At 65.4% G+C, this 25,469-nt stretch carries 28 protein-coding genes; 15 read left to right on the top strand and 13 right to left on the bottom strand.

The genetic code is table 11. From position 1 onward, the window contains the following. The first annotated feature begins 29 nt into the window (after positions 1-29). Complete coding sequence (locus XH81_RS21775; RefSeq protein ID WP_028143823.1) at positions 30-845, top strand: ATP-grasp domain-containing protein; 816 nt, start codon at positions 30-32, stop codon at positions 843-845. A gap of 186 nt (positions 846-1,031) precedes the next feature. Here the strand turns inward: XH81_RS21775 and XH81_RS21770 are convergent, their stop codons facing one another. Both XH81_RS21770 and XH81_RS21765 read right to left on the bottom strand, forming a co-directional pair. Continuing rightward, positions 1,032-1,973, bottom strand: coding sequence for an amino acid ABC transporter substrate-binding protein (locus tag XH81_RS21770; RefSeq protein WP_028143824.1), 942 nt, complete (start codon positions 1,971-1,973; stop codon positions 1,032-1,034). 9 nt (positions 1,974-1,982) lie between these two features. Then, positions 1,983-3,281 (bottom strand): dicarboxylate/amino acid:cation symporter, encoded by a 1,299-nt coding sequence (locus tag XH81_RS21765; protein ID WP_028143825.1) that lies wholly within the window; start codon positions 3,279-3,281, stop codon positions 1,983-1,985. A gap of 212 nt (positions 3,282-3,493) precedes the next feature. Here XH81_RS21765 and XH81_RS21760 point away from each other — a divergent pair, with 212 nt between their 5' ends. From XH81_RS21760 to XH81_RS21740, 5 genes are all read left to right on the top strand, one after another. After that, entirely contained in the window at positions 3,494-4,495 is a 1,002-nt protein-coding gene (locus XH81_RS21760) for an NADP-dependent oxidoreductase (protein ID WP_028143826.1), read from the top strand. 144 nt (positions 4,496-4,639) lie between these two features. Further along, positions 4,640-5,485, top strand: coding sequence for a cysteine rich repeat-containing protein (locus XH81_RS21755; protein WP_028143827.1), 846 nt, complete (start codon positions 4,640-4,642; stop codon positions 5,483-5,485). 119 nt (positions 5,486-5,604) lie between these two features. Then, on the top strand, positions 5,605-5,820 hold the full coding sequence (locus XH81_RS21750; protein WP_028143828.1) for a hypothetical protein: 216 nt from the start codon (positions 5,605-5,607) through the stop codon (positions 5,818-5,820). Between the two features lie 189 nt (positions 5,821-6,009). After that, a complete protein-coding gene (locus XH81_RS21745; protein ID WP_028143829.1) occupies positions 6,010-7,149 on the top strand; it encodes an FAD-dependent monooxygenase in 1,140 nt (379 codons plus the stop codon). After that, entirely contained in the window at positions 7,146-8,759 is a 1,614-nt protein-coding gene (locus XH81_RS21740) for a benzoate-CoA ligase family protein (protein ID WP_028143830.1), read from the top strand. Before XH81_RS21745 ends, XH81_RS21740 begins: the two co-directional genes overlap by 4 nt. 196 nt (positions 8,760-8,955) lie before the next feature. Here the strand turns inward: XH81_RS21740 and XH81_RS21735 are convergent, their stop codons facing one another. Continuing rightward, positions 8,956-9,468 carry a MarR family winged helix-turn-helix transcriptional regulator gene (locus tag XH81_RS21735; RefSeq protein WP_028143831.1) on the bottom strand — a complete coding sequence of 171 codons (513 nt, stop codon included), beginning with the start codon at positions 9,466-9,468 and terminating at the stop codon, positions 8,956-8,958. Continuing rightward, positions 9,458-10,090 (bottom strand): maleylacetoacetate isomerase, encoded by a 633-nt coding sequence (maiA, locus tag XH81_RS21730; protein ID WP_028143832.1) that lies wholly within the window; start codon positions 10,088-10,090, stop codon positions 9,458-9,460. The genes XH81_RS21735 and maiA overlap by 11 nt, the downstream gene beginning before the upstream one ends. Before the next feature lie 209 nt (positions 10,091-10,299). On the opposite strand from maiA, the gene gtdA reads away from it, so the two are divergent. Next, the gene (gene gtdA / locus XH81_RS21725) at positions 10,300-11,340 is read left to right on the top strand and encodes a gentisate 1,2-dioxygenase (protein ID WP_028143833.1); all 1,041 of its coding nucleotides are present in this window, start codon (positions 10,300-10,302) and stop codon (positions 11,338-11,340) included. A gap of 198 nt (positions 11,341-11,538) precedes the next feature. On the opposite strand, the gene XH81_RS21720 is transcribed toward gtdA, so the two are convergent. The 4 genes from XH81_RS21720 to XH81_RS21705 form a co-directional block, all read right to left on the bottom strand. After that, the gene (locus tag XH81_RS21720) at positions 11,539-12,360 is read right to left on the bottom strand and encodes an ABC transporter permease (RefSeq protein ID WP_028143834.1); all 822 of its coding nucleotides are present in this window, start codon (positions 12,358-12,360) and stop codon (positions 11,539-11,541) included. Continuing rightward, positions 12,353-13,126, bottom strand: coding sequence for an ABC transporter ATP-binding protein (locus XH81_RS21715; protein WP_028143835.1), 774 nt, complete (start codon positions 13,124-13,126; stop codon positions 12,353-12,355). Before XH81_RS21715 ends, XH81_RS21720 begins: the two co-directional genes overlap by 8 nt. A gap of 154 nt (positions 13,127-13,280) precedes the next feature. After that, a complete protein-coding gene (locus XH81_RS21710; protein ID WP_028143836.1) occupies positions 13,281-14,285 on the bottom strand; it encodes an ABC transporter substrate-binding protein in 1,005 nt (334 codons plus the stop codon). A 34-nt stretch (positions 14,286-14,319) separates the two neighbouring features. Further along, a complete protein-coding gene (locus XH81_RS21705) occupies positions 14,320-15,687 on the bottom strand; it encodes an FAD-dependent oxidoreductase (RefSeq protein WP_028143837.1) in 1,368 nt (455 codons plus the stop codon). 110 nt (positions 15,688-15,797) lie between these two features. Here XH81_RS21705 and XH81_RS21700 point away from each other — a divergent pair, with 110 nt between their 5' ends. Beyond that, positions 15,798-16,682: a LysR family transcriptional regulator gene (locus XH81_RS21700; RefSeq protein ID WP_028143838.1), complete on the top strand. Its 885-nt coding sequence runs from the start codon at positions 15,798-15,800 to the stop codon at positions 16,680-16,682. A 66-nt stretch (positions 16,683-16,748) separates the two neighbouring features. Continuing rightward, complete coding sequence (locus tag XH81_RS21695; RefSeq protein WP_038974703.1) at positions 16,749-17,021, top strand: hypothetical protein; 273 nt, start codon at positions 16,749-16,751, stop codon at positions 17,019-17,021. A gap of 3 nt (positions 17,022-17,024) precedes the next feature. Here the strand turns inward: XH81_RS21695 and XH81_RS21690 are convergent, their stop codons facing one another. Then, complete coding sequence (locus XH81_RS21690; protein WP_028143840.1) at positions 17,025-17,828, bottom strand: enoyl-CoA hydratase-related protein; 804 nt, start codon at positions 17,826-17,828, stop codon at positions 17,025-17,027. 154 nt (positions 17,829-17,982) lie between these two features. Between XH81_RS21690 and XH81_RS21685 the strand changes: the two genes are divergently transcribed. Then, positions 17,983-18,957 (top strand): ketopantoate reductase family protein, encoded by a 975-nt coding sequence (locus XH81_RS21685; protein ID WP_028143841.1) that lies wholly within the window; start codon positions 17,983-17,985, stop codon positions 18,955-18,957. Between the two features lie 3 nt (positions 18,958-18,960). Here XH81_RS21685 and XH81_RS21680 read toward each other — a convergent pair whose 3' ends face one another. Beyond that, a complete protein-coding gene (locus XH81_RS21680) occupies positions 18,961-19,641 on the bottom strand; it encodes an alpha/beta hydrolase family protein (protein ID WP_028143842.1) in 681 nt (226 codons plus the stop codon). A gap of 126 nt (positions 19,642-19,767) precedes the next feature. On the opposite strand from XH81_RS21680, the gene XH81_RS21675 reads away from it, so the two are divergent. Further along, positions 19,768-20,913 (top strand): acyl-CoA dehydrogenase family protein, encoded by a 1,146-nt coding sequence (locus XH81_RS21675; RefSeq protein WP_028143843.1) that lies wholly within the window; start codon positions 19,768-19,770, stop codon positions 20,911-20,913. An 18-nt stretch (positions 20,914-20,931) separates the two neighbouring features. Here XH81_RS21675 and XH81_RS21670 read toward each other — a convergent pair whose 3' ends face one another. After that, positions 20,932-21,816 (bottom strand): LysR family transcriptional regulator, encoded by an 885-nt coding sequence (locus tag XH81_RS21670; RefSeq protein ID WP_028143844.1) that lies wholly within the window; start codon positions 21,814-21,816, stop codon positions 20,932-20,934. A 103-nt stretch (positions 21,817-21,919) separates the two neighbouring features. On the opposite strand from XH81_RS21670, the gene XH81_RS21665 reads away from it, so the two are divergent. From XH81_RS21665 to XH81_RS21655, 3 genes are read left to right on the top strand one after another with little or no spacing between them, the layout of a single operon-like run. Continuing rightward, complete coding sequence (locus XH81_RS21665) at positions 21,920-22,348, top strand: DoxX family protein (protein ID WP_038947392.1); 429 nt, start codon at positions 21,920-21,922, stop codon at positions 22,346-22,348. Positions 22,349-22,367: 19 nt separating this feature from the next. Then, the gene (locus XH81_RS21660; RefSeq protein WP_028143846.1) at positions 22,368-22,829 is read left to right on the top strand and encodes a DsrE family protein; all 462 of its coding nucleotides are present in this window, start codon (positions 22,368-22,370) and stop codon (positions 22,827-22,829) included. Further along, the gene (locus XH81_RS21655) at positions 22,822-23,406 is read left to right on the top strand and encodes a TlpA family protein disulfide reductase (RefSeq protein ID WP_028143847.1); all 585 of its coding nucleotides are present in this window, start codon (positions 22,822-22,824) and stop codon (positions 23,404-23,406) included. The genes XH81_RS21660 and XH81_RS21655 overlap by 8 nt, the downstream gene beginning before the upstream one ends. Before the next feature lie 7 nt (positions 23,407-23,413). On the opposite strand, the gene XH81_RS21650 is transcribed toward XH81_RS21655, so the two are convergent. Together XH81_RS21650 and XH81_RS21645 are read right to left on the bottom strand one after the other, a co-directional pair. Continuing rightward, entirely contained in the window at positions 23,414-24,553 is a 1,140-nt protein-coding gene (locus XH81_RS21650; protein WP_028143848.1) for an amidohydrolase/deacetylase family metallohydrolase, read from the bottom strand. 291 nt (positions 24,554-24,844) lie between these two features. Next, a complete protein-coding gene (locus tag XH81_RS21645) occupies positions 24,845-24,985 on the bottom strand; it encodes a hypothetical protein (protein ID WP_271596358.1) in 141 nt (46 codons plus the stop codon). 302 nt (positions 24,986-25,287) lie between these two features. On the opposite strand from XH81_RS21645, the gene XH81_RS21640 reads away from it, so the two are divergent. Further along, positions 25,288-25,469, top strand: a 182-nt coding sequence (locus tag XH81_RS21640) for a hypothetical protein (protein ID WP_271596357.1), incomplete at its 3' end; no start/stop codon positions are given.

Genomic DNA, 25,469 nt, shown 5'->3' with positions numbered 1-25,469 from the left:
CAGGAACGTCTGAAGCGCGACGGAAACACATGGCGGCAAGCGACGAGCGAATCTTCGTCCAGGCCATCAGGCGCTATTGCGCGGAGCATGGCATTGCGGTCGATGTCCGCGCCGGTGGCTGGCTGATCGCGATGCGCCGGGGCGATGAGCGGCGCTTCGCCTTCGGCTACGACATCGGCCTCAACAGCGCCATCGCCCATCGCCTCGCCAACGACAAATCGGCGACATCAGAGGCGCTGGCGCTGGAGGGCGTGCCCTGCATTTCCCATCACCTCTTCCTCAACCCGAAGCTGGGCGTGCACGTCGCCGGTGCCGATTGGCGCCAGCGGATGCTCGCGCTGCTCGCTCAGAATCCGCAAGGCGTAGTGGTGAAGCCGAACGAGGGGACATCGGGGCGCTCGGTGTTCAAGGTGACGACGGAGGCGGAACTCGACCACGCGGCCAGCGAGGTGTTTTCGATGAGCGCCGGGCTCGTGATCTCACCCTATGTCGCGATCGAGGACGAGGTCCGCGTGGTGCTGCTCGATGAGGCGCCCCTCGTCGTCTACAGCAAGCAGCGCGGCACGGATTGGCGACATAATCTCGATGCCGGCGCAAAGCCGGTGTTGCTGGGGGACAGCGAGGTTCGAACGGCCTGCGTGGAGCTGGCAATCGATGCCGCGCGCGCGATCGGCATCGCTTTTGCGTCGATCGACGTGGTCCGCGTCGACGGCGAATGGAAAGTGCTCGAGATCAATTCCGGCGTGATGATGGAAGCGCTCGGCAAGCTGCATCCGCAACTGGTGCAAGCGGCGTATGATGCGACGCTGGATCGGGTGTTCGGTCGAGTGCACAGCGAGCGATGACCCATCACCGTCACCCCCAGCGCAACGGCAAGGCCGTTGCGCTGGAGGTGGCAGCTTCTTCAGCGGCCCTCGAAGGGTGACGGCCCGGCTGCCAGCTCGGCCGTTCATCCCTCGAGGCCTGCTCGGCGGTGCGCTTGCACCGCCGAGCGCGCGCCTCAGGATGACGGAGAGAGAGCGAACCGCCGTCTAATTGTTCGCGCTCGCTGAATCGTCCATCGCCTTGAACGCCTCTTCCAGCTGCAGCGAGATCGGCACGTTCAGACGTTCGCCGGTGGGAAGCCTTGCGGTGAACCATTTGTTGTAGAGCGGGACGAGGTCGCGGTTGGAGCCGAGCTTGCGGAAGGCGCGCTCGACCACGGCCGATAGCTGCGGCTCGCCCTTCCTGAACATGATGCCGTAGGGGTCGTAGGACAGATAATCGCCGGTGACGCGGAACTTGTCCTGCGCCTTGTGGCGCGCGATCAGGCCGAAGAGCAGGATGTCGTCGGTTGCGAAGGCATCGGCCTTGCCATCGGCGAGCATCTGGTAGGATTGCTCGTGATCGGCGCCGACGGCGATGTTCAATCCCAACGAAAATTTCTTGTCCGCGGCCTGGATCGCCTGCTCGTTGGTGGTGCCCTTCGTCACCACGATGGTCTTGCCCTTCAGATCGGTGAGCGACTGGGCGCTGGATGTCTTCGGCACCATCAGCTTGGTCCCGGCGACGAACATCAGCGGCGAGAAGGCGACGCGCTTGCCGCGCTCGGCATTGGCCGTGGTCGAGCCGCATTCCAGGTCGATCTTGTTCTGCAGCACGGCGTCGATGCGGTCGTCCGAGGTGACCTTGACGTAGTCGATTCTGAGATTGGGATCGTCGACCTCGACGCCGATCTCCTCGACGATGGCCTCGCAGAGCTCGAGGCTGTAGCCGATTGGACGGCCCGACTGGTCGAGGAACGAGAACGGCGGCGAGCTCTCGCGATAGCCGAGCCGCACGGTGTGCGCCGTCTTGATGGCTGACAGCGTCGGGCTGAGCCCTTCGCCGCCGGTCTGCGCGGATGCCGAGGTCGCGAACAAGGAGGTCGCGAGCAACGATGCCGCGAGCAACAAGCCGCTTGAGGTCAGTGACCTCGCCAGTGTCTGGCCCATGGTTCGCTCCTATCCATGGCCGGCCATCGCGGGCACTTCGCCCGGCACCATGTCCTCAGGCACGACGTCGCCGGGTCCGAGCTCGTGCTCGGGCCCGAGCTCGCCTTCCCATTTGGCCACGACCGAGGTCGCGAGCGTGTTGCCGATCACGTTGGTGGCGCTGCGACCCATGTCGAGGAAGGTGTCGATGCCCATGATCATCAACAGGCCCGCTTCGGGGATGTTGAACTGCGCCAGCGTCGAGGCGATCACCACGAGCGAGGCGCGCGGCACGCCGGCGACGCCTTTCGAGGTGATCATCAGCGTCGCCAGCATCGCAAGCTGGGTGCCGAGCGGCATGTCGATGTGATAGCTCTGCGCGATAAAGACGGCCGCGAAGGTGCAGTACATCATCGTGCCGTCGAGATTGAAGGAATAGCCGAGCGGCAGCACGAAGCTCGAGATCCGCGACGACGCGCCGAAGCGGTTGAGCGCCTCGAGCGTCTTTGGATAGGCCGCCTCCGAGCTCGCGGTCGAGAAAGCGATCATCAGCGGCTCACGGACCAGCTTCAACAGATGGCTGTAGCGCGGGCCGATCACGATGAAGCCGACGATGACCAGGATGGTCCACAGGATCGCCAGCGAGAGATAGAAGCCGCCCATGAACACGACGAGCTTCCAGAGCACCGCGAGGCCGTTCTTGGCGACGGTTGCGGTGATCGCGGCCCACACCGCGAGCGGCGCGAACAGCATCACGTAGCTCGTGACCTTGAGCATGATGTGGCCGACGTCGTCGATCATCGCGAGGATCGGCTTCGAACGTTCGGGCATGGAGCCCATCGCCACCGAAAAGAACACCGCGAAGATCACGATCTGCAGGATCTCGTTCTGCGCCATAGCGTCCGCGATCGAGGTCGGGATCAGATGGGTCAGGAATTTCTCGATCGAGAATGCCGACACCGGCAGGCCGGTCGATTGCCCCGCCTGGGGCAGCGTCCCCGGGAAGTTCGCACCGGGCTGCAGCAGGTTCACCATCACGAGGCCGAGCAGCAGCGAGACGAAGGAGGCGCTGATGAACCAGCCCATGGTCTTGGCGAAGATGCGGCCGAGCTTGGAGCCCGAGCCCATATGGGCGATGCCGCCGACCAGGGTCGCGAACACCAGCGGCGCGATGATCATCTTGATCAGGCGCAGGAACATCATGGCGATCAGGTTGATGGAGGACGCCCAGTCGGCGCGCGTGTCGGGCAGGAAGTTGTAGATTGCCGACCCCATGATGATGCCGAGCACCATCGCGGCCAGAATGTATTGCGTAAACCTGTTCGACATCGCTTACCCCCACGTACACCGGCGCTTCATGATGTCGCAGTTATCACAACGACGCAACACGCTTTGCGTGTGATCGCGTTTTCAGGATGTTCCCGTTGTGAAATGGAACGCCGCGATCTAGCCTTCATGCAGCGCACAACGTATGCGGCCTGCACGTTTTGTTTGCGGCGGTTGCATCAATAATCGTCAAGACAATCAAAGAGGGAAACGCCATGAGCGGCAACATCAATCACCAGATTCTGCTGGTCGAAAAACCCAGCGGCAAGCTCGGCCCCGAACATTTCAAGATGGTGGAGAGCACGGTGCCGGAGCCGAAGGACGGCGAGGTCCTGCTGCGCGTGCGATACATTTCGCTCGACGCCGCCAACCGCGCCTGGATGCACGGCGCGACCTATCGCTCCGCCGTCGAAGCGAACAGCGTGATGGCTGGCGGTGCCATTGCCGAGGTCGTCAGCTCGAAGGCCGATGGGCTTGCGGCGGGCGACATCGTGTTCGGTGACACCGGCTGGCAGGAGTTTGCCGCGGTGCCCGCAAGGCATCTCACCAAGATGCCGAAGCTCGAGCCGATGACGCATCTGCTCAGCGTGTTCGGCATCGCCGGTCTCACCGCCTATTTCGGCCTGCTGGAGATCGGTAAGCCCAAAGAGGGCGAGACCGTCGTGGTCTCCGCGGCCGCGGGCTCGGTCGGCTCGATCGTCGGACAGATCGCCAAGATCAAAGGATGCCGCGTGATCGGCATCGCCGGCGGCGCGGACAAGTGCAGCTGGCTGACCTCCGAGCTCGGCTTCGATGCCGCCGTGGACTACAAGGACGGCGCGGTCTTCAAGGCGTTGCGCGCAGCTGCACCCAAGGGCATCGACGTCTATTTCGACAATGTCGGCGGCGACATTCTGGAAGCCTGCCTGCCGCAGATGAACAATTACGGCCGCATCGCCTGCTGCGGCGCGATCTCGCAATATGACGGTGCGCCCTCCGCGCACGGCCCGCGCGGCGTGCCCGGGCTGATCGTGGTGAAGCGGCTGGTCATGCAGGGCTTCATCGTGATGGATTACATGAAGGAGAGCCAGCGCGCGCTCGCCGAGCTCCAGGGCTGGGTCAAATCCGGCAAGCTGAAGGTGCAGGAGGACATCATCGATGGCCTCAAGAACACGCCGAAGGCGCTGATCGGATTGCTTGCGGGCGAGAACCGCGGCAAGCGCATGGTCAGGCTCTGACGGCGCAATTGCACCGGCATAATTGACTTGCGGGTGACGTCAAAGCGGCGAATGATGCTGCTTGCGAGGCGTCACTCGCGAAGATTGCGATTACATCACATTTTGAAAGTCGTCGGCGTGACCGACGGGGCAGGAAATCACCAGATGTTCAACACGTTGAAACAGGCATCGACGCGCAAGGCGTTGCTGGCGGCCGCGCTCTTCGCAACTGCAACAGGCGCGTTCGCGCAAGCACCGACCGAAGCTCAGAAGAGCGCCATCCGCTCCGCATGCCGTTCGGATTTCATGGCGCATTGCTCGAGCGTGACGCCCGGCGGCGTGGAAGCGTATCAATGCCTGGCGAAGAACATGTCCAGCCTGTCGGCGGGATGCCAGACCGCGGTTCGCGCTGTCGAACCGGCGAAAACCGAAGCTGCCCCCGCCGCGCCGAAGAGCGAGGCCGCGCCCAAGGCGGAAACGGCGCCAGGCGCACCGAAAGCAGATGCCGCCCCCGCGGCAAAGCCGGCTGCCGCACCCGCGCAGAAGGCCGCGGCCGCCAAGCAGCCGAGCAGCGCGCAGGTTGCGGCGGTCAAGAGCGCGTGCCGCGCCGACTATCCCAAGGTGTGCGCCAGCGTGCCGCCGGGCGGCGCGGCAGCGCTCGAATGCCTTGAAAAGAACAAGGCCAGAGTTTCACCGGCCTGCGAGAAGGCCGTGAGCGCCGCAGCCGGCGGTGGCGCGGCCGCAACGGCGGCGCCCGCGGGTGCGGCTCCCGCAGCAGCAGCCCCCGCGGCGGGAGCCGCGCCGGCGGCACCGCCAGCCGTGATCGTGTTGCGTCCCTTGCTGCCGCGCGAAGAGCTGTTCATCGCGCGCTCGGCCTGCGGCGCCGACATCCGCACGCTCTGCGCCGGCGTCGCGCCCGGAGGCGGCCGCATCATTCAATGCATTTCCAACAGGGCTGCCTCGCTGTCGCCGGCGTGCAAGGACGTGCTCGCCCCATTCGCGGCGAGGTAACACGGCGCAGGCGCCAAAGCCGCAACGACGAACGGCGTGCGCATGAATTTCCGCACGCCTGCAACGACAGATCTTTTGCAGATATCCGATTTCGATCACGGCAAGACCGGGAGGACAACATGCGTTCATTGCTGCTCGTTGCTTCTGCGCTCCTCGCCTTCGGAGCGACGATGACGTTCGAGGCCACCGACGCCAATGCGGTGGTCTGCGCACGCGGGGTCTATCGCGCCGGCTGCGCCGGGCCGAACGCGGCCGTCGTGGTCCGCAAGCCGGTTCCAGCCGTGCGCTGTACCCGGGTGCTGGTGAACGGGGTTTACGTGAAGCGCTGCGTCTGACGGTGCGGATGGCCAAGCCGGCGCGGTTTGGCTATGATTCGGACCTGAGGTTTCGGACACGCGTAAAACGTGTGGCCGAGGTGCGCTTTGGCGCGCCTGCGCTGGCCGATAATTCCGCTGGCGCGGGACGCCGGAGCACATTAGTCTACCCCTAGATAGTAAGTATACTGTCAATTAGGGAGGCAGACGTTGCGGATCGCCGTGATTGGCGGAGGGCCCGGTGGGCTCTACTTCGCCTATCTCTGGAAGAAGCGTCACCCCGAGGATCAAGTCGACCTGTTCGAACAGAACCCGGCCGACGCGACCTGGGGCTTTGGCGTCGTGTTCTCCGACCAGGCGCTGGAATTTCTGCGTGCCGACGACCCCGAGACGGTCGATGCGATCGCGCCGCACATGGAGAGCTGGCAGAACATCACGCTGAACCTCGGCAGCGACAGCGTCGCCATCGACGGGGTCGGCTTCTCCTCGATCGGGCGGCTCGAGCTGCTGCGGTTCCTGCAGCAGCGCGCGCTCGACGCTGGCGTCACCCCGCGCTTCGACACGCAGATAAATGCGATCGACCAGCTCAACGGCCACGATCTGATCGTCGCCGCCGACGGTTTGAACTCGCAGGTGCGCCGCGCCTTCGAGGGAGATTTCGGCACCTCGCTGTCCTACTCCTCCAACAAGTTCGTCTGGTACGGCACCTCGAAGCGCTTCGACACGCTGTCGCAGACCTTCGTGAAGACCGATCGCGGTGCCTTCAACGCCCATCACTACCGCTACTCGCCCGCCATGAGCACCTTCCTGGTCGAATGTGACCACGCGACATGGCAGGCCTATGGCTTCGCCTACAAGGACGTCGAGCAGTCCAAGGGCGTCTGCGAAGAGGTGTTCGCGGACACGCTTGGCGGCCATTGCCTCGTCTCCAACAAATCGGTCTGGCGCAACTTTCCCTGGGTCTGGAACGAGCACTGGTCGTTCAAGAACATGGTGCTGATCGGCGACGCCCTGCATTCGGCGCACTTCTCGATCGGCTCGGGCACGCGGCTCGCGATCGAGGACGCCATCGCGCTGGTCAAGGCGCTGGAATCGGATGCGCATCTTGCAACCGCGCTGCACCGGTACCAGGCCGCGCGAAAACCGGTGGTACAAAAGCTCGTCAACGCGGCGCGCACCAGCGCCTTCTGGTACGAGCATTTTGCCCAGCACATGCAGCAGGGTCTGATGGACTTCGCCTACAGCTACATCACCCGCTCCGGCCGCATCGACGATGCACGCCTGCGCCACATGTCGCCGGGCTTCATGGCGCGTTACGAGGCTGCCAAGAACGGCGGGGACGAGGCATGAGCAACGAGATCTTCGACCAGGTTCCCGCCGATAGCGAGGGGGCGCGCGAGATCGGCTTTGCCGTTCCTGAAATCTACAACGCCAGCCGCGTGCTGTTCGACAATCTCGCCAAGGGCCGTGGCGACAGGGTCGCGCTCATGGGTCCGGCAGGCACGCGGACTTACGCCGAGCTATGCGACGAGACTTGCCGCTGGGGCAACGGCTTTGCATCGCTCGGCCTGAAGCGCGGCGACCGCGTGCTGCTGTTTCTCGACGACACCCCGGCCTACCCGGCCGCGTTCTTCGGCGCGGTGCGGGCCGGCTTCGTGCCGCTCCTGATCAACACGCTGACGCCGCCGGATTTGCTGCAATTCTACCTCGCCGATTCCGGCGCCAGGGTTGCGGTGGCGGATGCCGAATTCGCGCCACGCTTCAATGCCGAGGCCTGCAAGGACACGCGCCTGCGCACGCTGATTGTCGCCAATGGCGAGGGGGGCGATCACGCCGCGCCGAGCGCGCTCGCGGCGACGGACTGGCTCAGGCAATTCCCGGCCGAGCTGGCGGAAGCGGAGACGCATCGCAACGAGATGGCGTTCTGGATGTATTCGTCCGGCTCGACCGGCCGGCCCAAGGGCATCGTGCATCTCCAGCACGACATGGCCTATAGCGAGCTCGCCTTTGCGCAGAACGTGCTGAAGCTGACGCCCGACGACATCTGCTTCTCGGTGCCAAAGATCTTCTTCGCCTATGGCTTCGGCAATTCCGTCACCTTCCCGTTCTCGGCGGGCGCGGCAACGCTGCTGCTGCCGGGCCAGCCGAAGCCGGCCACGATCTTCGCGGCGATCGAGCAGCACAAGCCGACGGTCTTCTTCGGCCTGCCGACGCTCTACACGTCCCTGACCAAGGCCGAGGGCGCGCAACAGACCAACTTCTCGTCGCTGCGCATGTCGCTCTCCGCGGCCGAGGTGCTGTCGGCCGAGGTCTTCAACGGCTGGAAGACGCTCACGGGCCTGGAGATCGTCGAAGGGCTCGGCTCGACCGAGGTGCTGCACATCTATCTCTCCAACAGGCCCGAGCAGAAGAAGTTAGGGGCCGCAGGCCTGCGCGTGCCCGGCTACGAGGTCGCGCTGCGCGACAAGGACGGACGCGATGTCGCCGACAACGAGGAAGGTATCTTGTGGGTGCGCGGCGATTCCAACACGCCGCTGTACTGGAACCGGCCGGACAAATCCGCGGAGACGATTCGGCAGGGTGGCTGGATCTACACCGGCGACCGCTTCGTGCGCGATGCCGACGGCTTCCACTTCTTCCGCGGCCGCGCCGACGATCTCATCAAGATCTCGGGACAGTGGGTCTACCCGCTCGAGGTCGAGCTGTGCCTCGCCGACCATCCCGATATCCGCGAATGCGCGGTGTTCGCCGCCGAACTGCCGGACCAGCGCATGACGCTGAAGGCGGTGGTGGTGATGAACAGCCGCACGGTCGACCGGGGTGACGCGACGCGGCGGCTGCAGGATTACGTCAAGGGCAAGCTGCTTCCTTACAAATATCCGCGCGAGGTGATCTTCACCGACGAGCTGCCGAAGACCGGCACGGGGAAGATCGATCGGCAGGCGTTGCTGCGGATGTGAAGACGAGACGTCGCCACACCACAGGTGTCGTCCCCGCGCAGGCGGGGACCCATAACCACAGGGAGTGGTTTGGTGCGCGACTGGTAACCGCGAGTCTTCGCCAAATTTCTCCCTGGGGTTATGGGTCCCGGGCTCGCGCTACGCGCGCCCCGGGACGACAGCGGGGATGAGGCGTGAGTATCGCCTCACACCACCCTCACCCCGCCTTCCCCAGATGCTCCAGCGCATCCTCGGCACGCAGCGGCACGCGTGAGGCCTCGTTGTTGAGATCGACGAGCTGCACCAGGAGCCCCATCAGCGTCTTGCGATCGGCGGGCTTCAGCGGCTCCAGCATCCTCGCCTGGGCGCGCTCGACGGCGGGAATGATCTCGCGCAGGATCGCGGCGCCAGATTTGGTCAGATAGAGCAGCTTGATCCGCTTGTCCTCAGGGGCCGGCTTGCGCTCGACATAGTCCTTGGCCTGCAGCCGCTCGATCACGCTGCCGAGCGTGGAGCGGTCGAAGGCGATCACCGCCGACAGCCGCGTCGCGTCGATGCCGGGATGGGTGTGGATCGCGATCAGCGCCGCATATTGCACCGGGGTCAGGTCGAACGTCTTGCACTCCTCCATGAAGATCGAGACCGCGATCTGCTGCATGCGCCGGAACAGATAGCCCGGCGCGGCATAAACCGCGTCGATCGTGATCGGAGGAGGAGGCTTACTCGGCATCGGGCTGCTTCTCCGGCGCAGCGTTGGCAAACGCGGCGAGCGCCTTTGCGGCCGCCTCTGCCGCGAGCAGACGCGGATAGGCCGACACGTCGACGCCGAAACGGCGGGCGTTGGCGAGCTGCGGCACCAGGCAGAGATCGGCGAGCGTCGGTGCATCGCCGAAGCAGAACGGGCCGGGCTCGTCCCTGATCAGAGCCTCGCAAGCCGACAGCCCCTCGCGGTTGACCCACGCCGCCCAGTCCTGGACCTTCTCCTCGGGCAGGCCGAGCTCGCGCAGCCGCGCCAGCACCTTCAAATTCTGCACCGGATGGGTATCACAGGCGATCGCCAGCGCGAACGCCCTCACCTTGGCGCGCCGCAACGGATCCTTCGGCAGCAGCGGCGGATTGGGGTGCGTCTCATCGAGCCATTCGATGATGGCGACCGATTGGGTCAGCACTGCCCCCGCATCATCCTCCAGCGCCGGCACGAGCCCCTGCGGGTTGATGGCAAGATAAGCGGGCGCGCATTGCTCGCCTTTGCGTAAGTGATGCGGGAGATGCGCAGCCTTGAGGCCCTTCAGGTTCAGCGCGATCCGTACCCGATAGGCGGCGCTGGAGCGGAAATAGCCGTGCAGCTTCATTGGGACCCTCCCTGTTAGTTTTTCTCCGTCATTCCGGGGCTCGCGAAGCGAGCGCCCGGAATCCATACTCCCGATCGGGGTTATGGATTCCGGGCTCGACGCTGGCGCGTCGCCCCGGAATGACGACGACCTTACACGTCACCCCTCGCATTGACGCTACCTAGATCGTCAGTATACTGTCAATCAACAAAACGAACGGGAGCGCCGCCATGGAAGCCGTGACCAAGACGCCGGAACGCGAGGCGTTCTACAAGAAGATCGACGGCGAAAACCTCACCGCGCTGTGGACGGTGATGAGCGATCTGATCACGCCGGAGCCGAAGAGCGCCTGTCGGCCGCACCTCTGGAAATTTGACGTCATCCGCGACTACATGACGGAAGCCGGCAAGCTGATCACCGCCAAGGAAGCCGAGCGGCGCGTGCTGGTGCTGGAGAACCCCGGCCTGCGCGGGCAATCCAAGATCACGACCTCGCTGTATGCCGGCGTGCAGATGGTGGTGCCCGGCGATGTCGCGCCAGCGCACCGGCACAGCCAGTCGGCGCTGCGCTTCGTGCTCGAAGGCAAGGGCGCCCATACCGCCGTTGACGGCGAGCGCACCGCGATGGAGCCCGGCGATTTCATCATCACGCCGTCGATGACCTGGCACGATCATTCCAACGAGACCGATCAGCCGATGTTCTGGCTCGATGGCCTCGACATTCCGCTGGTGCAGTTCTTCGACTGCTCCTTTGCGGAAGGCTCCAAGGAAGATCAGCAGAGGATCACAAAGCCGGCCGGCGACAGCTTTGCCCGCTACGGCCACAACCTGCTGCCGGTCGACGTCAAGCGGAGCTCGAAGACCTCGCCGATCTTCAGCTATCCCTACGCCTACACGCGCGAGGCGCTGGAGAAAGCCAGAACGAGCCAGGAGTGGGACGCCTGCCACGGCCTCAAGCTGAAGTTCAGCAACCCCGAGACCGGCGATTTCGCGATGCCGACCATCGGCACCTTCATCCAGCTGCTGCCAAAGGGTTTCAAGACCGCGCGCTACCGGTCGACCGATGCGACCGTGTTCTGCCCGATCGAAGGCCGCGGCCGCAGCCGGATCGGCGATGCCGTCTTCGAATGGGGCCCGCGCGATCTGTTCGTGGTGCCGAGCTGGCAATGGGTCACCCACGAGGCGGAGGACGATGCCGTGCTGTTCAGCTTCTCGGATCGTCCCGTGCAGCAGAAGCTGGATCTGTTCCGGGAAGATCGCGGGAATGCGTGAGGGGCTCTGCTGGCCATACATTCGGTGTCGTCCCGGCGAAGGCCGGGACCCATACCGCGTGATCTATCAATTGCGGAAGGTAGACGTACCGAACGCCTGATCTTCGCCAAACTCCTCCCTGGGGTTATGGGTCCCGGCCTTCGCCGGGACGACGACGGAGGTTGTAGCGCGCGCTTCCAGCCACATTGCGGATTGCAGCTACCGCCAGTGCAGCAGCCTTATCTCCAGCCAGCCGATCACCTTCCCCACCGCCAGCCCGAACACCGACAGGATCACCACGCCCGCGAGCAGCTGATCGGTCTGCATCAGATTGCCGGCCTGGAGCACGAAGGCGCCGATGCCGTATTGGGCGCCGATCATCTCGGCACTGACGACGAGCAACAGCGCCACTGACGCCGTGATCCGGAAGCCGGCGAGGATCGCGGGCAGCGCGCCCGGCCAGACCACCTTGCGCACGATGGTGGCGAAGGGAACGTTGAAGCTCTGCGCCATGCGGATGAGGTTGCGCGGTACCGCATCGACGCCGCTATAGACCGAGATCGCGGTGGAGAAGAACACCCCCAGTGCAATGGTCGCGATCTTCGGCTCTTCGCCGATGCCGAGCCAGAGGATCAACAGCGGCAGCAGCGCGATCTTCGGGATCGGGAACAGCGCCGAGATGAAGGTGATGCCGACGCTGCGCGCGAGCCGCGACAGGCCGATGGCAAAGCCGACGGCGACGCCAGCCGCCGTCCCCAACAGCCAGCCGACGCCGATGCGCAGCAGCGATGCCGACAAATGCTGCCAGAGCGCGCCTGAGATCGCGAGCTGATAGATCGCGCGCGCGATCGCCGACGGCGCAGGCAGAAACAGGGGATTGACGAGGCCGGTGCTGCCCGCCGCCTGCCAGATCGCGATGACCAGTGCGAGAGCGATCCAGCCGCCGAAACGGCTCGACGCGGGCACGAAGCCGGCGCCACGAAAGCGGACGCGCCGCGTCGCGCTGTCCTTCGCAGTGTCAGTCGCCGCGCGATCAAGCATGCTGGACCTCGCGCTCGGCATCGATGGCTTCGTTGCGGATCAGCGACCAGATCTGGTTCTGCAGCGCCAGCAGTTTTTCGCCCGCCGCCGCTTCGCCGCGTTCAGTGCGCGTCATCGGCACGGTCACGACCTCGCGGATGCGGCCGGGCCGCCGCGACAACACCACTATGCGATCGGCCAGCCGCGCAGCCTCTTCGAGATTATGGGTGACATAGACCGCGCCCATGCCGCCATCGGCGAGCAGGCGGACGAAATCCTCCATCAGGAGTTCGCGGGTCTGCGAATCCAGCGCGGAGAGCGGCTCGTCCATCAAGAGGATCGCGGGCTTCACCGCGAGCGCGCGCGAGATGCCGACACGCTGGCGCATGCCGCCGGAGAGCTGCTTGGGATAGGTTTTGCGAAAATCAGTCAGCCCCGTGCGGCGCAAGGCATCCTCGACCAGCTCACGGCACTGAGTGGCCGAGAGCTGAGTGTGCAGCAACGGGAATTCGACGTTCTCCTCCACGCTCGCCCAGGGCAGCAGCGCAAAATCCTGGAATACGAAGGTCAGCGGATTGAGGCTGTCCGCCGGCGGCGCGCCGCGCAGCTCGGGCTCGCCTGAGGTCGGCTGCAACAGCCCGCCGAGGATGGACAGCAGCGTGCTCTTGCCGCAGCCGGAGGGCCCGACGATCGCCACCACCTCCCCGGCGCTGACCGTGAAGGAGACGTCGTCGAGCACGGCGAGGTCTCCGAAGCGGTGGCTGATGTGGTTGGCGATCAGGTCCATCTCAAACTCCGCTCTTCAATCCGTCACCCTGAGGTGCTGGAGCGAAGCGGAGGCCTCGAAGGGCGACGGCCCCGCTGCATCCGGGCCGCGCATCCTTCGAGGCTCGCTTCGCGAGCACCTCAGGATGACGGGGAGAGAGTAGGACTCGCATCAATCAATCCGCCTTCACAAATTCCTTGGCGATGATCGCGTTGGCGTCGAAGCCCTTGTCGGCAAAGCCCTGCTCCTGCAGCCATTTGATCTGGTTGTCGACGTTCTTCACGTCGAGCTTGCCGTCGGGATCGATATAGGCGCAATTGCCGACCACCTGCTCGACCGGCAGGTTGGTGTATTTGGCGATGATCTCCAGCAATGGCTTGGTCTTGTCGTTGATCGGGGCGACGCCGTCCTTCATCGAGGCGAGGATGACGTCGTGATATTCGCGGTCGGCCTTGGCGAGTGCGCCGAGCAGCTTCGTCACCAGCGCCTTGTTGGTCAGCGTCTTCGGCGAGGCGAACACGGCGCCCAGCTGCCACGGCGTCTCGTCGCCGACCCACCCTAAGAATTTCGCGCCGCCTTCGTCCGTGAGCTTTCGCGCGGTCGAGATCGGCAGCAGCGCCGCATCGACGGTCTCGCCCTTCAGCGCGGCAGCGGCGTTCGACAGCGATTGCAGCGGCACGATCTTCACCTCAGAGAGCTTGAAGCCGTATTTGTCGGCGAGCAGGCCGAGCGAATAATGAAAGCTCGATCCGACCTGCGTCATCGCCACGCGTTTGCCGGCGAGGTCCTTCGGCGTCTTCAATCCGGCCGCGTAGGCGTTGTTGCTGGCGAAATAGCCGATCAGGGGATAGCCGGCCTTTTCGCGGCTCATCCCGCCAATCACCTTCAGCACGCCCTTGCCGGCGAGATTGTAGAGACCGGCGGTGAAGGCGGTGATGCCGAAATCGACGTCGCCCGAGGTCGTCGCGACCGCGATCGGCTGGGCCGCGTCGAAGAATTTCAGCTCGACCTCGAGGCCGGCCTCGCGGAAATAGCCCTTGTCCTGCGCGATGAAGACCGGCGCGGAGGAGGACAGACGGAGCACGCCGATCCTGGCCTTCAGCGCGTCCTCGGCCCGCGCCGTGCCCATCGCCGTGATCGCCACCAGCCCCGCAAGCGCGAGCCGCATTATCCCGATCATCCCGTTTCCTCCGCCGTCGTTGTCTTGCAGTGCGTTACAGGCCTTCGGGCACCATCTGGTCCCGGCCGATGAAGGCGCCCTGTTGTTTCAACGTTTCCTGCAATTTTTCAATGGGGATATCACGGGGGATGCGGTTTCCGGACAGCGCCAGCGCGGCGGCGGAACCGGCCGCCTCGCCCATCACGAAACAGGCCCCCGACACCCGCGCCGCGGACTGGCCCTCATGGGTCATGGAGGCACAGCGGCCGGCGACCAGGAGGTTGTCGACGCCTTCAGGCACCAGCATGCGGTAGGGCAACTCGTTATAGCCGCGCGATTCCGGGATCGGCGGAAAAGTGAAGATCACGTCGCCGGGCACGTGGGCCTCGATCGGCCAGCCATTGACGCCGATCGAATCCTCGAAGGAGGCGCAGCCGAGCACGTCCTCGCCGCTGAGCTGGTAGCCGCCCTTGATGCGGCGGGTCTCGCGGATGCCGAGCTGCGGCGGCAAATCGACGATGTAGGATTTTTCAAAGCCCGGCACGGTGCTGCGCAGGAACTCGTAGGCGGCGAGCGCCTGCTTGCGGCCCTCGATCTCGCCGCGGGTTAGATCGTCAGGCTCGACGCCGTTGATGGCATGGCCGTCCTCGCGCGCCACTTGCGTGAAGTTCACCCGCCATTCGATGCCGGATTTCTGCGGCCGCACGATGGCGCTCTTGCGCGGAAATGTGTGGGTACCGGCGGCGAGCGCCTTCTCCATCAATTGCGGAATGGTGCGCCAGGCTTCGCCCGCCTTTGCGGGATCGATGCCGTTGAGGCGGAGCATCATCGAGGGGTACATCGGATGGCCATGCTCGTCACCGATCTCGAACGGCGCGCCGGCCCAGACGGCGAGATCACCGTCGCCGGAGCAATCGATGAAGATCTCTGATCGCACCGCCTGCCGCCCGGCCTTGGTCTCGACCATCAGCGCGTCGATGCGGCTGTCGTCACCCATCACGACGCCGGCGCCGAGCGCGTGGAAGAGGATGTGCACCTTGTGGCTCGCGAGCAACTGATCGGCCGCGATCTTGTAGGCCGCGGTGTCGTAGGCCTGCGCAAAGACCTTGTCGAGGATCAGATGCGGCGTGTTCAGGCCGTTGAGCCGATCGATCCGCGCCAGCAGTTCGGACGCCATGCCCTGCACGAGGCGATGGGCCTGGCCGTAGACATTGCCATGCAGACCGCAAAAATTTGTGACACCGGCAGCGGTGCCCATGCCGCCGAGAAAGCCGTAGCGCTCGATCAGAAGCGTCTTTCGCCCCGCGCGCGCGGCTGAGGCCGCGGCAACGATGCCGGCCGGGCCGCCGCCAAGCACGACGACTTCATATTCGCCATAGAGCGGCACCTGTCGTGCCGGTTCTTCGATCGTCATGGCCCGCATGGCGCGTCCCTTCCCAAATCTCTTGCTTGGGTTCGACTATGAATTAACGCGAGGCGGGCTACAATCTACCAAAATACGCGATCAGCTTTCGCGAATCGAGAAAGGTCGACATGGACATCCTGGTGAACCTGCAAGCGTTCCTGGCGACCGCCGACGCCACCGGCTTCTCGGCCGCAGCGCGAAAGCTCGGCGTCTCGACCTCGGTGGTGGCCAAGCGCGTCACGCAGCTGGAGGCGCGGATCGGCACGGCGCTGTTTCACCGCTCGACCCGGCAATTGCGGCTGACCGAAGCCGGACAGCGCTATGTGCATCGCGCACGCGGCGTGGTGACCGATGCGACCGATCTGCTCTCGCGCATGGGCGAGAAGGGCCACGACCTCGTCGATCATCTGCGCATCAAGGCTCCGACGTCGCTGACGGTGGCGCGGCTCGCGGATGCCTTCAGCGCATTCCAGACCCAGAACCCGAAGCTGAAGCTCGATATCGTACTGATCGACCGCCCGGTCGATCCCGTCACCGAAGGTTTCGACATCGCCATCGGCGCTTTCCCGCATTCCTTCGGCGGCGTGGTCGACGAGCCGCTGTGCGCGCTGAGGCGGCTGCTCTGCGCCTCGCCCGCTTATTTGAAGAAACATGGCACGCCAAAACATCCGCGCGACCTCGTCGAGCATCGCTGCCTCAGCTTCATGCCGACCGGCCCGGAATGGATCTTCGACGGACCACGCGGCCGCATCAGCATCCAGGTCAGCCCGCTGCTCTCCACCAATGAGGGACACGTGCTGGCGCGCAGCGCGATCGCCGGCAACGGCATCGCGCTGATCTCGCATTATCTCGTCGCGGACGCCTTGCGCGACGGCACGCTCAAGCCGGTGCTGCGCGACTTTCCAATTCCGGAGCTGTGGGTGAAAGCCACGATCCCCGAGCGGCGGCGCAATGCCGCCGCGGTGCAGGCGCTGCTGACGCTGCTGAAAACGTCACTGGCGCCGTCGCTGTGAAGTGCGGTGCCGTAGCCCGCCAAAAGACGGTTGCCCGGGAATGGCGGACCTGACAGAAGTGGCCGCATGGATTCGACGCTCTTGAAATTCGCCCTGCCCGCCGTGATCGCTCTCGCGATCTCCGCCGCTCCCGCCGCAGCCGTGGAGCAAAACTGCCGCTTCATTCAGGCCAAGCCCGAGCGCGAGGCCTGCTACAAGCGGCAGGAGGACGAACTCGCCGCGAAGCGCAGGCCCGTTGCACCCGCCAACGACGGTCAGACACTCGAAACGCTGCGCCAGATGCGGCAGGACGACGACGCCGTCTATCGCAGCATCAACAACATCTGCCGCGGCTGCTGACACTCAACCTTTCCCACCGCCCCAATTCCCCGCCCGCTTCTCGGCGAACGACGCCAGCCCTTCCGCCGCTTCCGCGCTCTGGCGCTTGAGCGAATGCAGGTGGACGAGCCGCGCATACGCGGCATCGTCCACCGCCATGCCGCCGAACGAGCTTTCCAGCGCGAGCTTCTTGGTCTCGGCCATCGCCTCCGGCCCGTTGGCGAGCAACTGCTCGACGACCTTCGCGCCTGCGGCTTCGAGATCGGCGAGCGGCACCACCTCGTGGACGAGGCCGATGCGGCGGGCGTCCTCAGCGCCGAAACGCTCGCCGGTCAGCGCGTAACGCCGCACTTGCCGGACGCCGATGGCGTCGCAAAGCTGCGGGATGATGATCGCCGCGGTCAGGCCCCAACGCACTTCGGTGATCGAGAACAGGGCGTTGTCCGCGGCGATCACGACGTCGCAGCCTGCGATCACGCCGGTGCCCCCACCGAAGCAGCCGCCCTGCACCAGTGCGACCGTCGGGATCGGCAGCGTGTTGAGCCGCTGCACGGCCTCGAAGGTCGCGCGCGAGGCCGCCTCGTTCGCATCAGTCGATTGCGGCCGCACGCCGTTGATCCATTTCAGGTCGGCGCCGGCCTGGAAATGCTTGCCATTGCCCCTCAGCACGACGACGCGAAGATTCGACTTTTTGCCGAGATCGTCCATTGCCGCGAGCACGCCCGCGATCAGCGCGCCGTCGTAGGCGTTGTTGACCTCGGGCCGGTTCAACGTGACGGTCGCAACCCCACGCTCATCGAGGGTCCACAGCACGGGGCTGGCGGTCATCGGCGGTCCTCCGGGTCATTGTTGGCCCTGCACTATGGCCGAGGCAACGCATCGCGATCCATATCTTTCCAGCGTGGGGCGGTCGCGCCCATCGCATGGCGGCATGTGTCATGGTGGCGCCGGGCGACAGTTTGGGACCAGGGACGGAATCATCATGCGCATCTGCATTTTCGGCGCGGGCGCCGTCGGCAGCCATATCGCGGTCCGGCTGGCGCGCGCTGGTCATGACGTTTCGTGCGTGATGCGGGGGGCGCATCTGGAGGCGGTCCGGGCGGGCGGCCTCAAACTGCGCGTCGGCGATTCCGAGGTCTCCGCCAAGGTGAACGCCTCGGGCGACCCAGCCCAGCTCGGTCCGCAGGACGTCGTGATCTCGACGTTGAAGGCCACTGCGCTCCCGGGGCTGGTCGCCAGCATCAAGCCGCTGCTTCGGGACGACACCGCCATCGTCTTTGCCCAGAACGGTATTCCCTGGTGGTACGGGATCGGCCTGCCGCCGCGGCACCCGACACCGCCGGACATTTCCTTCCTCGACCCCGGCGGACGCTTGCGCGCCTGCATCCCGAAGGAGCGGATCATCGGCGGCGTCGTCTTCTCCTCCAACGAGGTGACCGCGCCCGGCGTGGTGCACAACCTCACCCCGGACCGCAACCGCCTGCTGATCGGCGAATGCGACGACCGCAATTGCGAGCGCATCACCAAGCTGCGCGGCGTCTTCAACGACGCGCGGCTGGAGTCCCCGCCGGTCGCGGAAATCCGCGAGGCGATCTGGTCGAAACTGCTGACCAACATGTCGCTGTCGGTGCTGTGCCTGCTGACCGGCCAGACCGCACGCGGCGTGCGCGACGACGCCGCCTTTGCGGACGTCATCCCGCGCATGCTGAACGAGGCCAACGACATCGCGCAGCATTTCATCCCCGAGGTCAAGCGCGTGACGCGGAGCGGACCCGCCCCCAATCACAAGCCATCGCTGCTGCAGGACTACGAGCTTGGCCGCGCCATGGAGATCGACGTTCTGGTGAAGGCGCCCGCCGCCTTCGCGCGCACGGCAGGCCTGTCGACACCGACGCTCGATCTCATTGCCGCGCTCGCGATCCAGAAGGCCCGCGACAAGGGGCTTTATTCGGCGTGAGCCTCAGGCGAGCGTGTCGATCCAGGCTACGAGCGCGTTCAGTACCTCTGTAAGCGCCTCGTCATTGCTACGGCCGGATTTCTTCAGCACCGCGAACGAGTGATCGCCGCCTTCGATCTCATGCAGCGTCGCCTTCTTCGGACCGAGTTTCTCGACGACAGGCTTGAGGTAGCTCAGATCGGCAAGCCCATCGCGCGTGCCTTGCAGGAACAGCATGGGGATGGTGACGCCGGCGAGGTGCTCGGCGCGCTCGGACGACGGCTTCTTGTCGGCGTGCAGGGGAAAGCCGAGGAAGGCGAGCCCTTTGACATCAGGCAACGGCCCCTTGGACTGCGCCTGCGAGGTCATGCGTCCGCCGAATGATTTGCCGCCTGCGACGAGCGTCACCCCGGGGCACAGCCGCGCCGCCTCCGCGACTGCCGCGCGGATCGCAGCGTGCGCGACCGCCGGCTGGTCGGGACGTCCCTTCTTCTCTTCCATGTAGGGGAAATTGAAGCGAAAGGTCGCGATGCCGCGATCGGTAAGGCCGGCCGCGACCTTGTCCATGAAAGCATGCCGCATATCGGCGCCCGCGCCATGCGCCAGCACGTAACAGGCACGCGCATTGTCAGGCTGCGTCAGAATCGCCGAGACCGTGCCGATGCGCTCGATGTCGAGCTTGAGCTCTTGTGTTTTGGTCGCCAAAATCAGACATCCCGACAGACGCCGCCCCGGCCGCCTTGGTAGCGTCACCGGAGCAGCCTGAAAACACAATAATTGCCGCGGCTGACTGGCCTACCTAGCCGGAAAGCCGCATCAACCGAGGTAACCATGTCCTATCGCTCCTCCTGGATGACCGAAGAGCTCGACGTCTTCCGCGACCAGTTCCGGAAATATCTCACCAAGGATCTGGCGCCGCATGCCGAAAAATGGCGCGAGCAGAAGATGGTCGACCGCTTCGCCTGGCGCGGGCTCGGCGAGATGGGCGCGCTGCTGGCGAGCGTGCCGGAGGAATATGGCGGGCTGGGCGCGACCTTCGCCTATGACGCGGCGGTGCTGGACGACCTCGAAAGCACGGTGCCGGAGCTGACGACCGGCGTCTCCGTGCACAGCGCCATCGTCGCGCATTACATCCTCAACTACGGCTCGGAGGAGCAGAAGAAGCGCTGGCTGCCGAAGATGGCCTCGGGCGAGATGGTCGGCGCCATCGCCATGACCGAGCCCGGCACCGGCTCGGATCTGCAGGCCGTCAAGACCACGGCCAAGAAACAGGGCAATTCCTACGTCATCAACGGCCAGAAGACGTTCATCACCAACGGCCAGGCCGCCGATCTCGTCATCGTGGTCGCGCGCACCGGCGATGCTGGTGCCAAGGGCATCTCGCTGCTCGTGGTCGAAACCACGGGCGCGGACGGCTACAAGCGCGGGCGCAACCTCGACAAGATCGGCCTGCATGCCTCCGACACCTCGGAACTGTTCTTCGACAACGTGACCGTGCCGCCGGAAAACCTGCTCGGCAAGGAGGAAGGCCAGGGTTTTGTGCAACTGATGCAGCAATTGCCGCAGGAGCGGCTTGCGCTCGCGGTCGGCGCCGTCGCCGCGATGGAGCGCGCGGTCAAGCTCACCACCGACTACACCAAGGAGCGCAAAGCCTTCGGCAAGCCGCTGATGGATTTCCAGAACACCGCCTTCAAGCTGGCCGAGCGCAAGACCGAAGCGATGATCGCGCGCGTCTTCGTCGACTGGTGCATCGAGCGCCTGGTCGCCGGGGATCTCGACACCGTCACCGCGTCGATGGCGAAATACTGGTGTTCGGAGAAGCAGGTCGAGACTGCCGACGAATGCCTCCAGCTGTTCGGCGGCTACGGCTACATGCAGGAATACCCGATCTCGCGCATCTTCATCGATTCCCGCATCCAGAAAATCTACGGCGGCACCAACGAGATCATGAAGCTGCTGATCGCGAGGTCGCTGTGATCCGGTTGCTGTGAGCAGCTACTTCATCCGCCTGTCGGCGGCGATGAAGTCGATGAAGGTCCTGACCTTCGCGGAGAGATATTTGCGGCTCGGATAGACCGCAAACAGCTTTCCGGCGAAGATGATGTGGCCAGGCATGACGTGCTCCAGACGACCGCTGGCGATGTCCTCGGCGACTAGCCATTTCGGCAGAAAGGCGAGGCCCATGCCTTCGATTGCTGCCATGTGCAGCAGCGTTTCGTTGCCGCTGCGCAGCACCGGGTTGAGCTTGACGGTCTCGGGGCCGTGCTCGCCCGTGAAGGAGAAGCTCTCGCCCGGGTAAAGCGCGTAGTGCAGCAGCGGCTGGCCGGCGAGATCGGCGAAGGCCGATGGACGGCCCGCGCGTTTGAGGAAGGCGGGAGCCGCCACCATGTAGAACGGGACGCTGGTGATCGGACGCGCGATCAGCGCCTCGTCCGGCGTGCCGGTCGCGCGAAGTGCAAGATCAAAACCCTCCTCGACGAGGTTGACCAGGCGGCCACTGAGATCGACGTCGAGACGGACCTCGGGATAGCGCGCCTGGTAGTCCGCCAGCACGCCCGCAAAAATCGCGTTCGCCATCCACACCGGTGCGGTCAGGCGCAGCGTGCCGTGCGGAACGACGGTGGCATTGCTGACGGCGGCCTCGACCTCGTCGAGCGAATCCAGCATCTGCCGCGCCTGCTCGAAATAGAGCGCGCCGCTTTCGCTCAGGCTGACGCGCCGGCTGGTCCGGTTCAGCAGCCGCGTGCCCAGGCGCTTCTCGAGCTGCATCACATGCTTGCTCGCCATGGCCGGGGAGATGCGCAGGCGCTGTGCCGCGGTCGCGAAGCTCTTCAGCTCGGCGACCAGGCAAAACACCCTCATGCTGACCAGAGAATCCATGAGATCATCAACATCCAGGAAATGAACTAATCCCAGAGCCGATAATGATCAAAAACGGTGAAACTATCAAATGGTGGCAACCCTCACATTCCGGAGAACCACCATGTCCACCGCCACCTTCGAGACCCCCGCCCCCGGCCGCGCCCTCCGCATCGGCCTCTGGGCCGCGCAGGTCCTCCTCGCCTTCGTCTTCATCTCGGCGGGGCTGGTAAAGCTGACCACGCCGATTCCCCAGCTGGCCGCGATGATGCCCTGGGCCGGCCAGTATTCGGAGACCTTCGTCCGCTCCATTGCCTTGGTCGACCTCGCCGGCGGCATCGGCATCCTGCTGCCGGCCCTGACGCGGATCCTGCCGCGGCTGACGGTGCTGGCCGCGCTCGGCTGCGCGGTGTTGCAGGTCATTGCGCTGGTCTTCCACCTCTCGCGCGGCGAAGCTGACGTTGCACCGCTCAACGTCGTGTTGCTTGCGCTCAGCCTGTTCGTGCTGTGGGGACGCAACGGCAAGGCGCCGATCGCGCCGCGTCAGTTCTGATCGACGGGAACGCCGCACCATGATCTCTGCCAATGGATGGTCTCGCAGGGGGCTGCTGGCGGGCGCATCGATCCTCACGGCCGCCGGCACCGCCGCGGCCAAGGAGGATCGCCTCACCGAGGGCGTCGTGATCCTGATCGACAGCAACGAGCCCTATGTCATGGGCCACGCGATCAGTTACTCGGCCAATCTCGCCAAGCACTTTGCCGACAAGGGCGCGAAAATGCTGATCGAGGTCGTGGCCAACGGCAAGGGCATCGACATCTTCCGCGCCGACAAGACGCCACTGATCGAGCCGCTGGTGACGCTGCGGCAATCGCTGCCGAGCCTCAGTTACAGCATGTGCGCCTCATCCAAGGTGATCGCGGAAGCCAAGGAGCAAGTCTCGATCCCGCTGATTGCGGGCGCGAACCTCGTCCCGTTCGGCATCGGACGCGTGGTCGACCTGCAACTCAAAGGCTGGGCCTATATTCATGCGTGAGAAGCCTCGCGCGTTGTCGCGGCGATCGCTCCTGATCGCCGCGCCGGCCTATCTCACTGTCCTGCGCACCGCCGGCGCGCAGGACAGCTGGCCGCCGGTGTTCGAAGCCGGCCGCAGCCAGTTCACAGTGGTGCGGCCGCACGCGTTGATGCCACAACTGCGGCTTCAGGACCCGCACGGCAAGGACGTTGTCGTGGCTGCCAAGCCGGGCAGTATCACCCTGGTGAACTTCTGGGCCACCTGGTGCGCGGCCTGCAAGCTCGACCTGCCCATGCTGGCAAGCCTTGCGGCCTCGCGACCCGAGCGGCTTGACGTGGTCGCGATCTGCACTGACACCAAAGACCTGCGCAAGGCCCGCACATTTCTCGGCGGCCTCTCGTTGCAGAACCTCGCCTGCTATGTCGATGCTCATGGCGCGGCGGCCCAGGCCTCGACCGAGATGTTCTCGATCGTCGGCATGCCCATCACCTATCTCGTCGGAACGGGCGGGCGCGTCGAAGGCTACATCACCGGTGCGCCGGACTGGCTGTCGCCGGCGGGCACGCGCCTGCTGCAATACTATCGCGAGCAGAGCTAGCGCCGACTCAATTCGGATGCCACCAGCGGCCGCCGATGACGACGCCTTCGGACACGATCTTGCGGTTGCCGATCAGGTGCTCGCCGACGACGTCCTCGTAGTCGAACTGGCCCTGTTTGACCGAGATCAGCGTGGCGTCGCCGACGCAGCCCGGCTTGAGGCTGCCGAGCTCGGGGCGACGCAGCGCCATTGCCGCATTCACCGTCGAGGCCGCGATCACGTCGGACAGCTCCATGCCCATGCACAGGAACTTCGACATGGTCGTGACCTGGTCGAAGGCGGGGCCGTCGATGCAGAGCTGGTGGATGTCGGAGGAGATGGTGTCCGGATAAAAGCCGTTGGCGAGCATCGCGCGCGCGGTCTTGAACGCGAATGAGCCCTTGCCGTGGCCGATATCGAACAGCACGCCGCGCTCGCGCGCGTCCAGCACCGCCTTCTTCACCGTGCCTTGCGCGGTCGCCGGCGTGTTGGGAAAGGGGCGGAACGCATGGGTCAGCACGTCGCCGGGACGCAGACGTGCCAGCACCTCCTCATAGCTCGGCGGCGGATGGTCGATATGCGCCATCAGGGGCATGCCGACCTCGTTGGCAACCTCGAGCGCAATGTCGAGCGGCACCACCCCCGACGTGCCCGAGGAATGCAGGCCGACGCGCACCTTGATGCCGACGATGACATCGCGGTTGGCATCGGCCACCTTGGCCGCCTCGATCGGATTCATCAGCCGCAATTCCTCGCTCTCGCCGACCATGATCCGGTGCGAGAAGCCGAAGATGCCGGCATGCGACACGTGCAGATAAGCAAGGATGCGGACCTCGCTCGGCTCGATCACATGCTTGCGGAAGCCGGCGAAATTGCCGGGTCCGGCGCTGCCAGTGTCGACCGCCGTGGTGACGCCGGAGAGGCGGCAGAACTCCTCGGCATCGATGCCGAGCGAGGTGCCGCCCCAATAGACATGGGTGTGGAGATCGATCAGCCCCGGCGTCACGATGAGCTGCGAGACGTCGCGCACCTCGGTGCCCGGGTCGGCCTTGAGGGCGCCGCCGACCGCCGCCACCTTGCCGCCGGCAAAGGCGACATCGGTCACGGCATCGAGCTTCTGGGAGGGGTCGATCACCCGCCCCCCGCGCAGGATCAAGTCGAAAGGCATCGTCGTCTCCGGATGAGGCAGTGAGGTGCGGCGGCATGGCAGCCGGGCCAGCGAGGAAGGAAGCCGTTCGGTTCTAGCAATATTCACGCCGAATGGCGCGGCAAACCGTAACGGTGGCCCATGAAAAATGGGGATCCCGGGAAGATTCGAACTTCCGACCTACGGTTTAGGAAGCCGTAGGCGGGGGATCACCCCGCCGTCGAGCTTCAGTCGTGGCCTTGTCGGAGGATCCCCCAAAGGATCCTCCGAGGCAGTTTGTCGAGTACCAGCTTGTGCTGGCTGACCCGTCTCCTACGCGAAGTGGAAGTCGTGGCTGTTCAGCTTGTCGAGCTGCGTGTTCTTCAGCGTGAGGGTGTCACTCCCCGTCGCGATCACGACGTCGTGGCCTGACTGGGCCGCGTGGGAGAGAACGCTCGCAAAGCTGTCGAACACGCTCTTGCTGAACTCGATCGTGTCGTGCGTGGGTCCACGGGCACCCCCCCCCCCCCCCCCCCCCCCCCCCCCCCCCCCCCCCCCCCCCCCCCCCCCCCCCCCCCCCCCCCCCCCCCCCCCCCCCCCCCCCCCCCCCCCCCCCCCCCCCCCCCCCCCCCCCCCCCCCCCCCCCCCCCCCCCCCCCCCCCCCCCCCCCCCCCCCCCCCCCCCCCCCCCCCCCCCCCCCCCCCCCCCCCCCCCCCCCCCCCCCCCCCCCCCCCCCCCCCCCCCCCCCCCCCCCCCCCCCCCCCCCCCCGCCGGTGGTGCCGGTCAGCGTATCGCTGCGGCCCGAGCCGACCATCGCCGCGCCCGAGCTGGTGCCGACCACGTGGCCCGTGGTGTCGACCTGCTCGGCGGTAAAGGCGTGGCTCTTGCCCGACAGGTCGGAGGTCTGGAAGCTCCACTTGCCGTCGGCTCCCGTGGTCACCGAACCGACCGAGGTCGT

Origin of the sequence: Bradyrhizobium sp. CCBAU 25360, assembly GCF_028128695.1 — a bacterium.
In the GTDB taxonomy this organism is placed as follows: domain Bacteria; phylum Pseudomonadota; class Alphaproteobacteria; order Rhizobiales; family Xanthobacteraceae; genus Bradyrhizobium; species Bradyrhizobium ottawaense.
This window is presented reverse-complemented; position numbering and strand designations above follow the sequence as displayed.

Excerpts from the sequence above, each read along its gene's own strand:
- XH81_RS21660 (WP_028143846.1), top strand. The coding sequence starts at position 22,368 with ATGATCTCTGCCAATGGATGGTCTCGCAGGGGGCTGCTGGCGGGCGCA.
- XH81_RS21765 (WP_028143825.1), bottom strand. The coding sequence starts at position 3,281 with ATGTCGAACAGGTTTACGCAATACATTCTGGCCGCGATGGTGCTCGGC.
- XH81_RS21720 (WP_028143834.1), bottom strand. The coding sequence starts at position 12,360 with ATGCTTGATCGCGCGGCGACTGACACTGCGAAGGACAGCGCGACGCGG.
- XH81_RS21760 (WP_028143826.1), top strand. The coding sequence starts at position 3,494 with ATGAGCGGCAACATCAATCACCAGATTCTGCTGGTCGAAAAACCCAGC.
- XH81_RS21715 (WP_028143835.1), bottom strand. The coding sequence starts at position 13,126 with ATGGACCTGATCGCCAACCACATCAGCCACCGCTTCGGAGACCTCGCC.
- XH81_RS21655 (WP_028143847.1), top strand. The coding sequence starts at position 22,822 with ATGCGTGAGAAGCCTCGCGCGTTGTCGCGGCGATCGCTCCTGATCGCC.
- XH81_RS21710 (WP_028143836.1), bottom strand. The coding sequence starts at position 14,285 with ATGATCGGGATAATGCGGCTCGCGCTTGCGGGGCTGGTGGCGATCACG.
- XH81_RS21775 (WP_028143823.1), top strand. The coding sequence starts at position 30 with ATGGCGGCAAGCGACGAGCGAATCTTCGTCCAGGCCATCAGGCGCTAT.
- XH81_RS21750 (WP_028143828.1), top strand. The coding sequence starts at position 5,605 with ATGCGTTCATTGCTGCTCGTTGCTTCTGCGCTCCTCGCCTTCGGAGCG.
- XH81_RS21670 (WP_028143844.1), bottom strand. The coding sequence starts at position 21,816 with ATGGATTCTCTGGTCAGCATGAGGGTGTTTTGCCTGGTCGCCGAGCTG.
- XH81_RS21740 (WP_028143830.1), top strand. The coding sequence starts at position 7,146 with ATGAGCAACGAGATCTTCGACCAGGTTCCCGCCGATAGCGAGGGGGCG.
- XH81_RS21735 (WP_028143831.1), bottom strand. The coding sequence starts at position 9,468 with ATGCCGAGTAAGCCTCCTCCTCCGATCACGATCGACGCGGTTTATGCC.
- XH81_RS21665 (WP_038947392.1), top strand. The coding sequence starts at position 21,920 with ATGTCCACCGCCACCTTCGAGACCCCCGCCCCCGGCCGCGCCCTCCGC.
- XH81_RS21700 (WP_028143838.1), top strand. The coding sequence starts at position 15,798 with ATGGACATCCTGGTGAACCTGCAAGCGTTCCTGGCGACCGCCGACGCC.
- XH81_RS21755 (WP_028143827.1), top strand. The coding sequence starts at position 4,640 with ATGTTCAACACGTTGAAACAGGCATCGACGCGCAAGGCGTTGCTGGCG.
- XH81_RS21675 (WP_028143843.1), top strand. The coding sequence starts at position 19,768 with ATGTCCTATCGCTCCTCCTGGATGACCGAAGAGCTCGACGTCTTCCGC.
- XH81_RS21770 (WP_028143824.1), bottom strand. The coding sequence starts at position 1,973 with ATGGGCCAGACACTGGCGAGGTCACTGACCTCAAGCGGCTTGTTGCTC.
- XH81_RS21695 (WP_038974703.1), top strand. The coding sequence starts at position 16,749 with ATGGATTCGACGCTCTTGAAATTCGCCCTGCCCGCCGTGATCGCTCTC.
- XH81_RS21650 (WP_028143848.1), bottom strand. The coding sequence starts at position 24,553 with ATGCCTTTCGACTTGATCCTGCGCGGGGGGCGGGTGATCGACCCCTCC.
- XH81_RS21690 (WP_028143840.1), bottom strand. The coding sequence starts at position 17,828 with ATGACCGCCAGCCCCGTGCTGTGGACCCTCGATGAGCGTGGGGTTGCG.
- gtdA (WP_028143833.1), top strand. The coding sequence starts at position 10,300 with ATGGAAGCCGTGACCAAGACGCCGGAACGCGAGGCGTTCTACAAGAAG.
- XH81_RS21685 (WP_028143841.1), top strand. The coding sequence starts at position 17,983 with ATGCGCATCTGCATTTTCGGCGCGGGCGCCGTCGGCAGCCATATCGCG.
- maiA (WP_028143832.1), bottom strand. The coding sequence starts at position 10,090 with ATGAAGCTGCACGGCTATTTCCGCTCCAGCGCCGCCTATCGGGTACGG.
- XH81_RS21705 (WP_028143837.1), bottom strand. The coding sequence starts at position 15,687 with ATGCGGGCCATGACGATCGAAGAACCGGCACGACAGGTGCCGCTCTAT.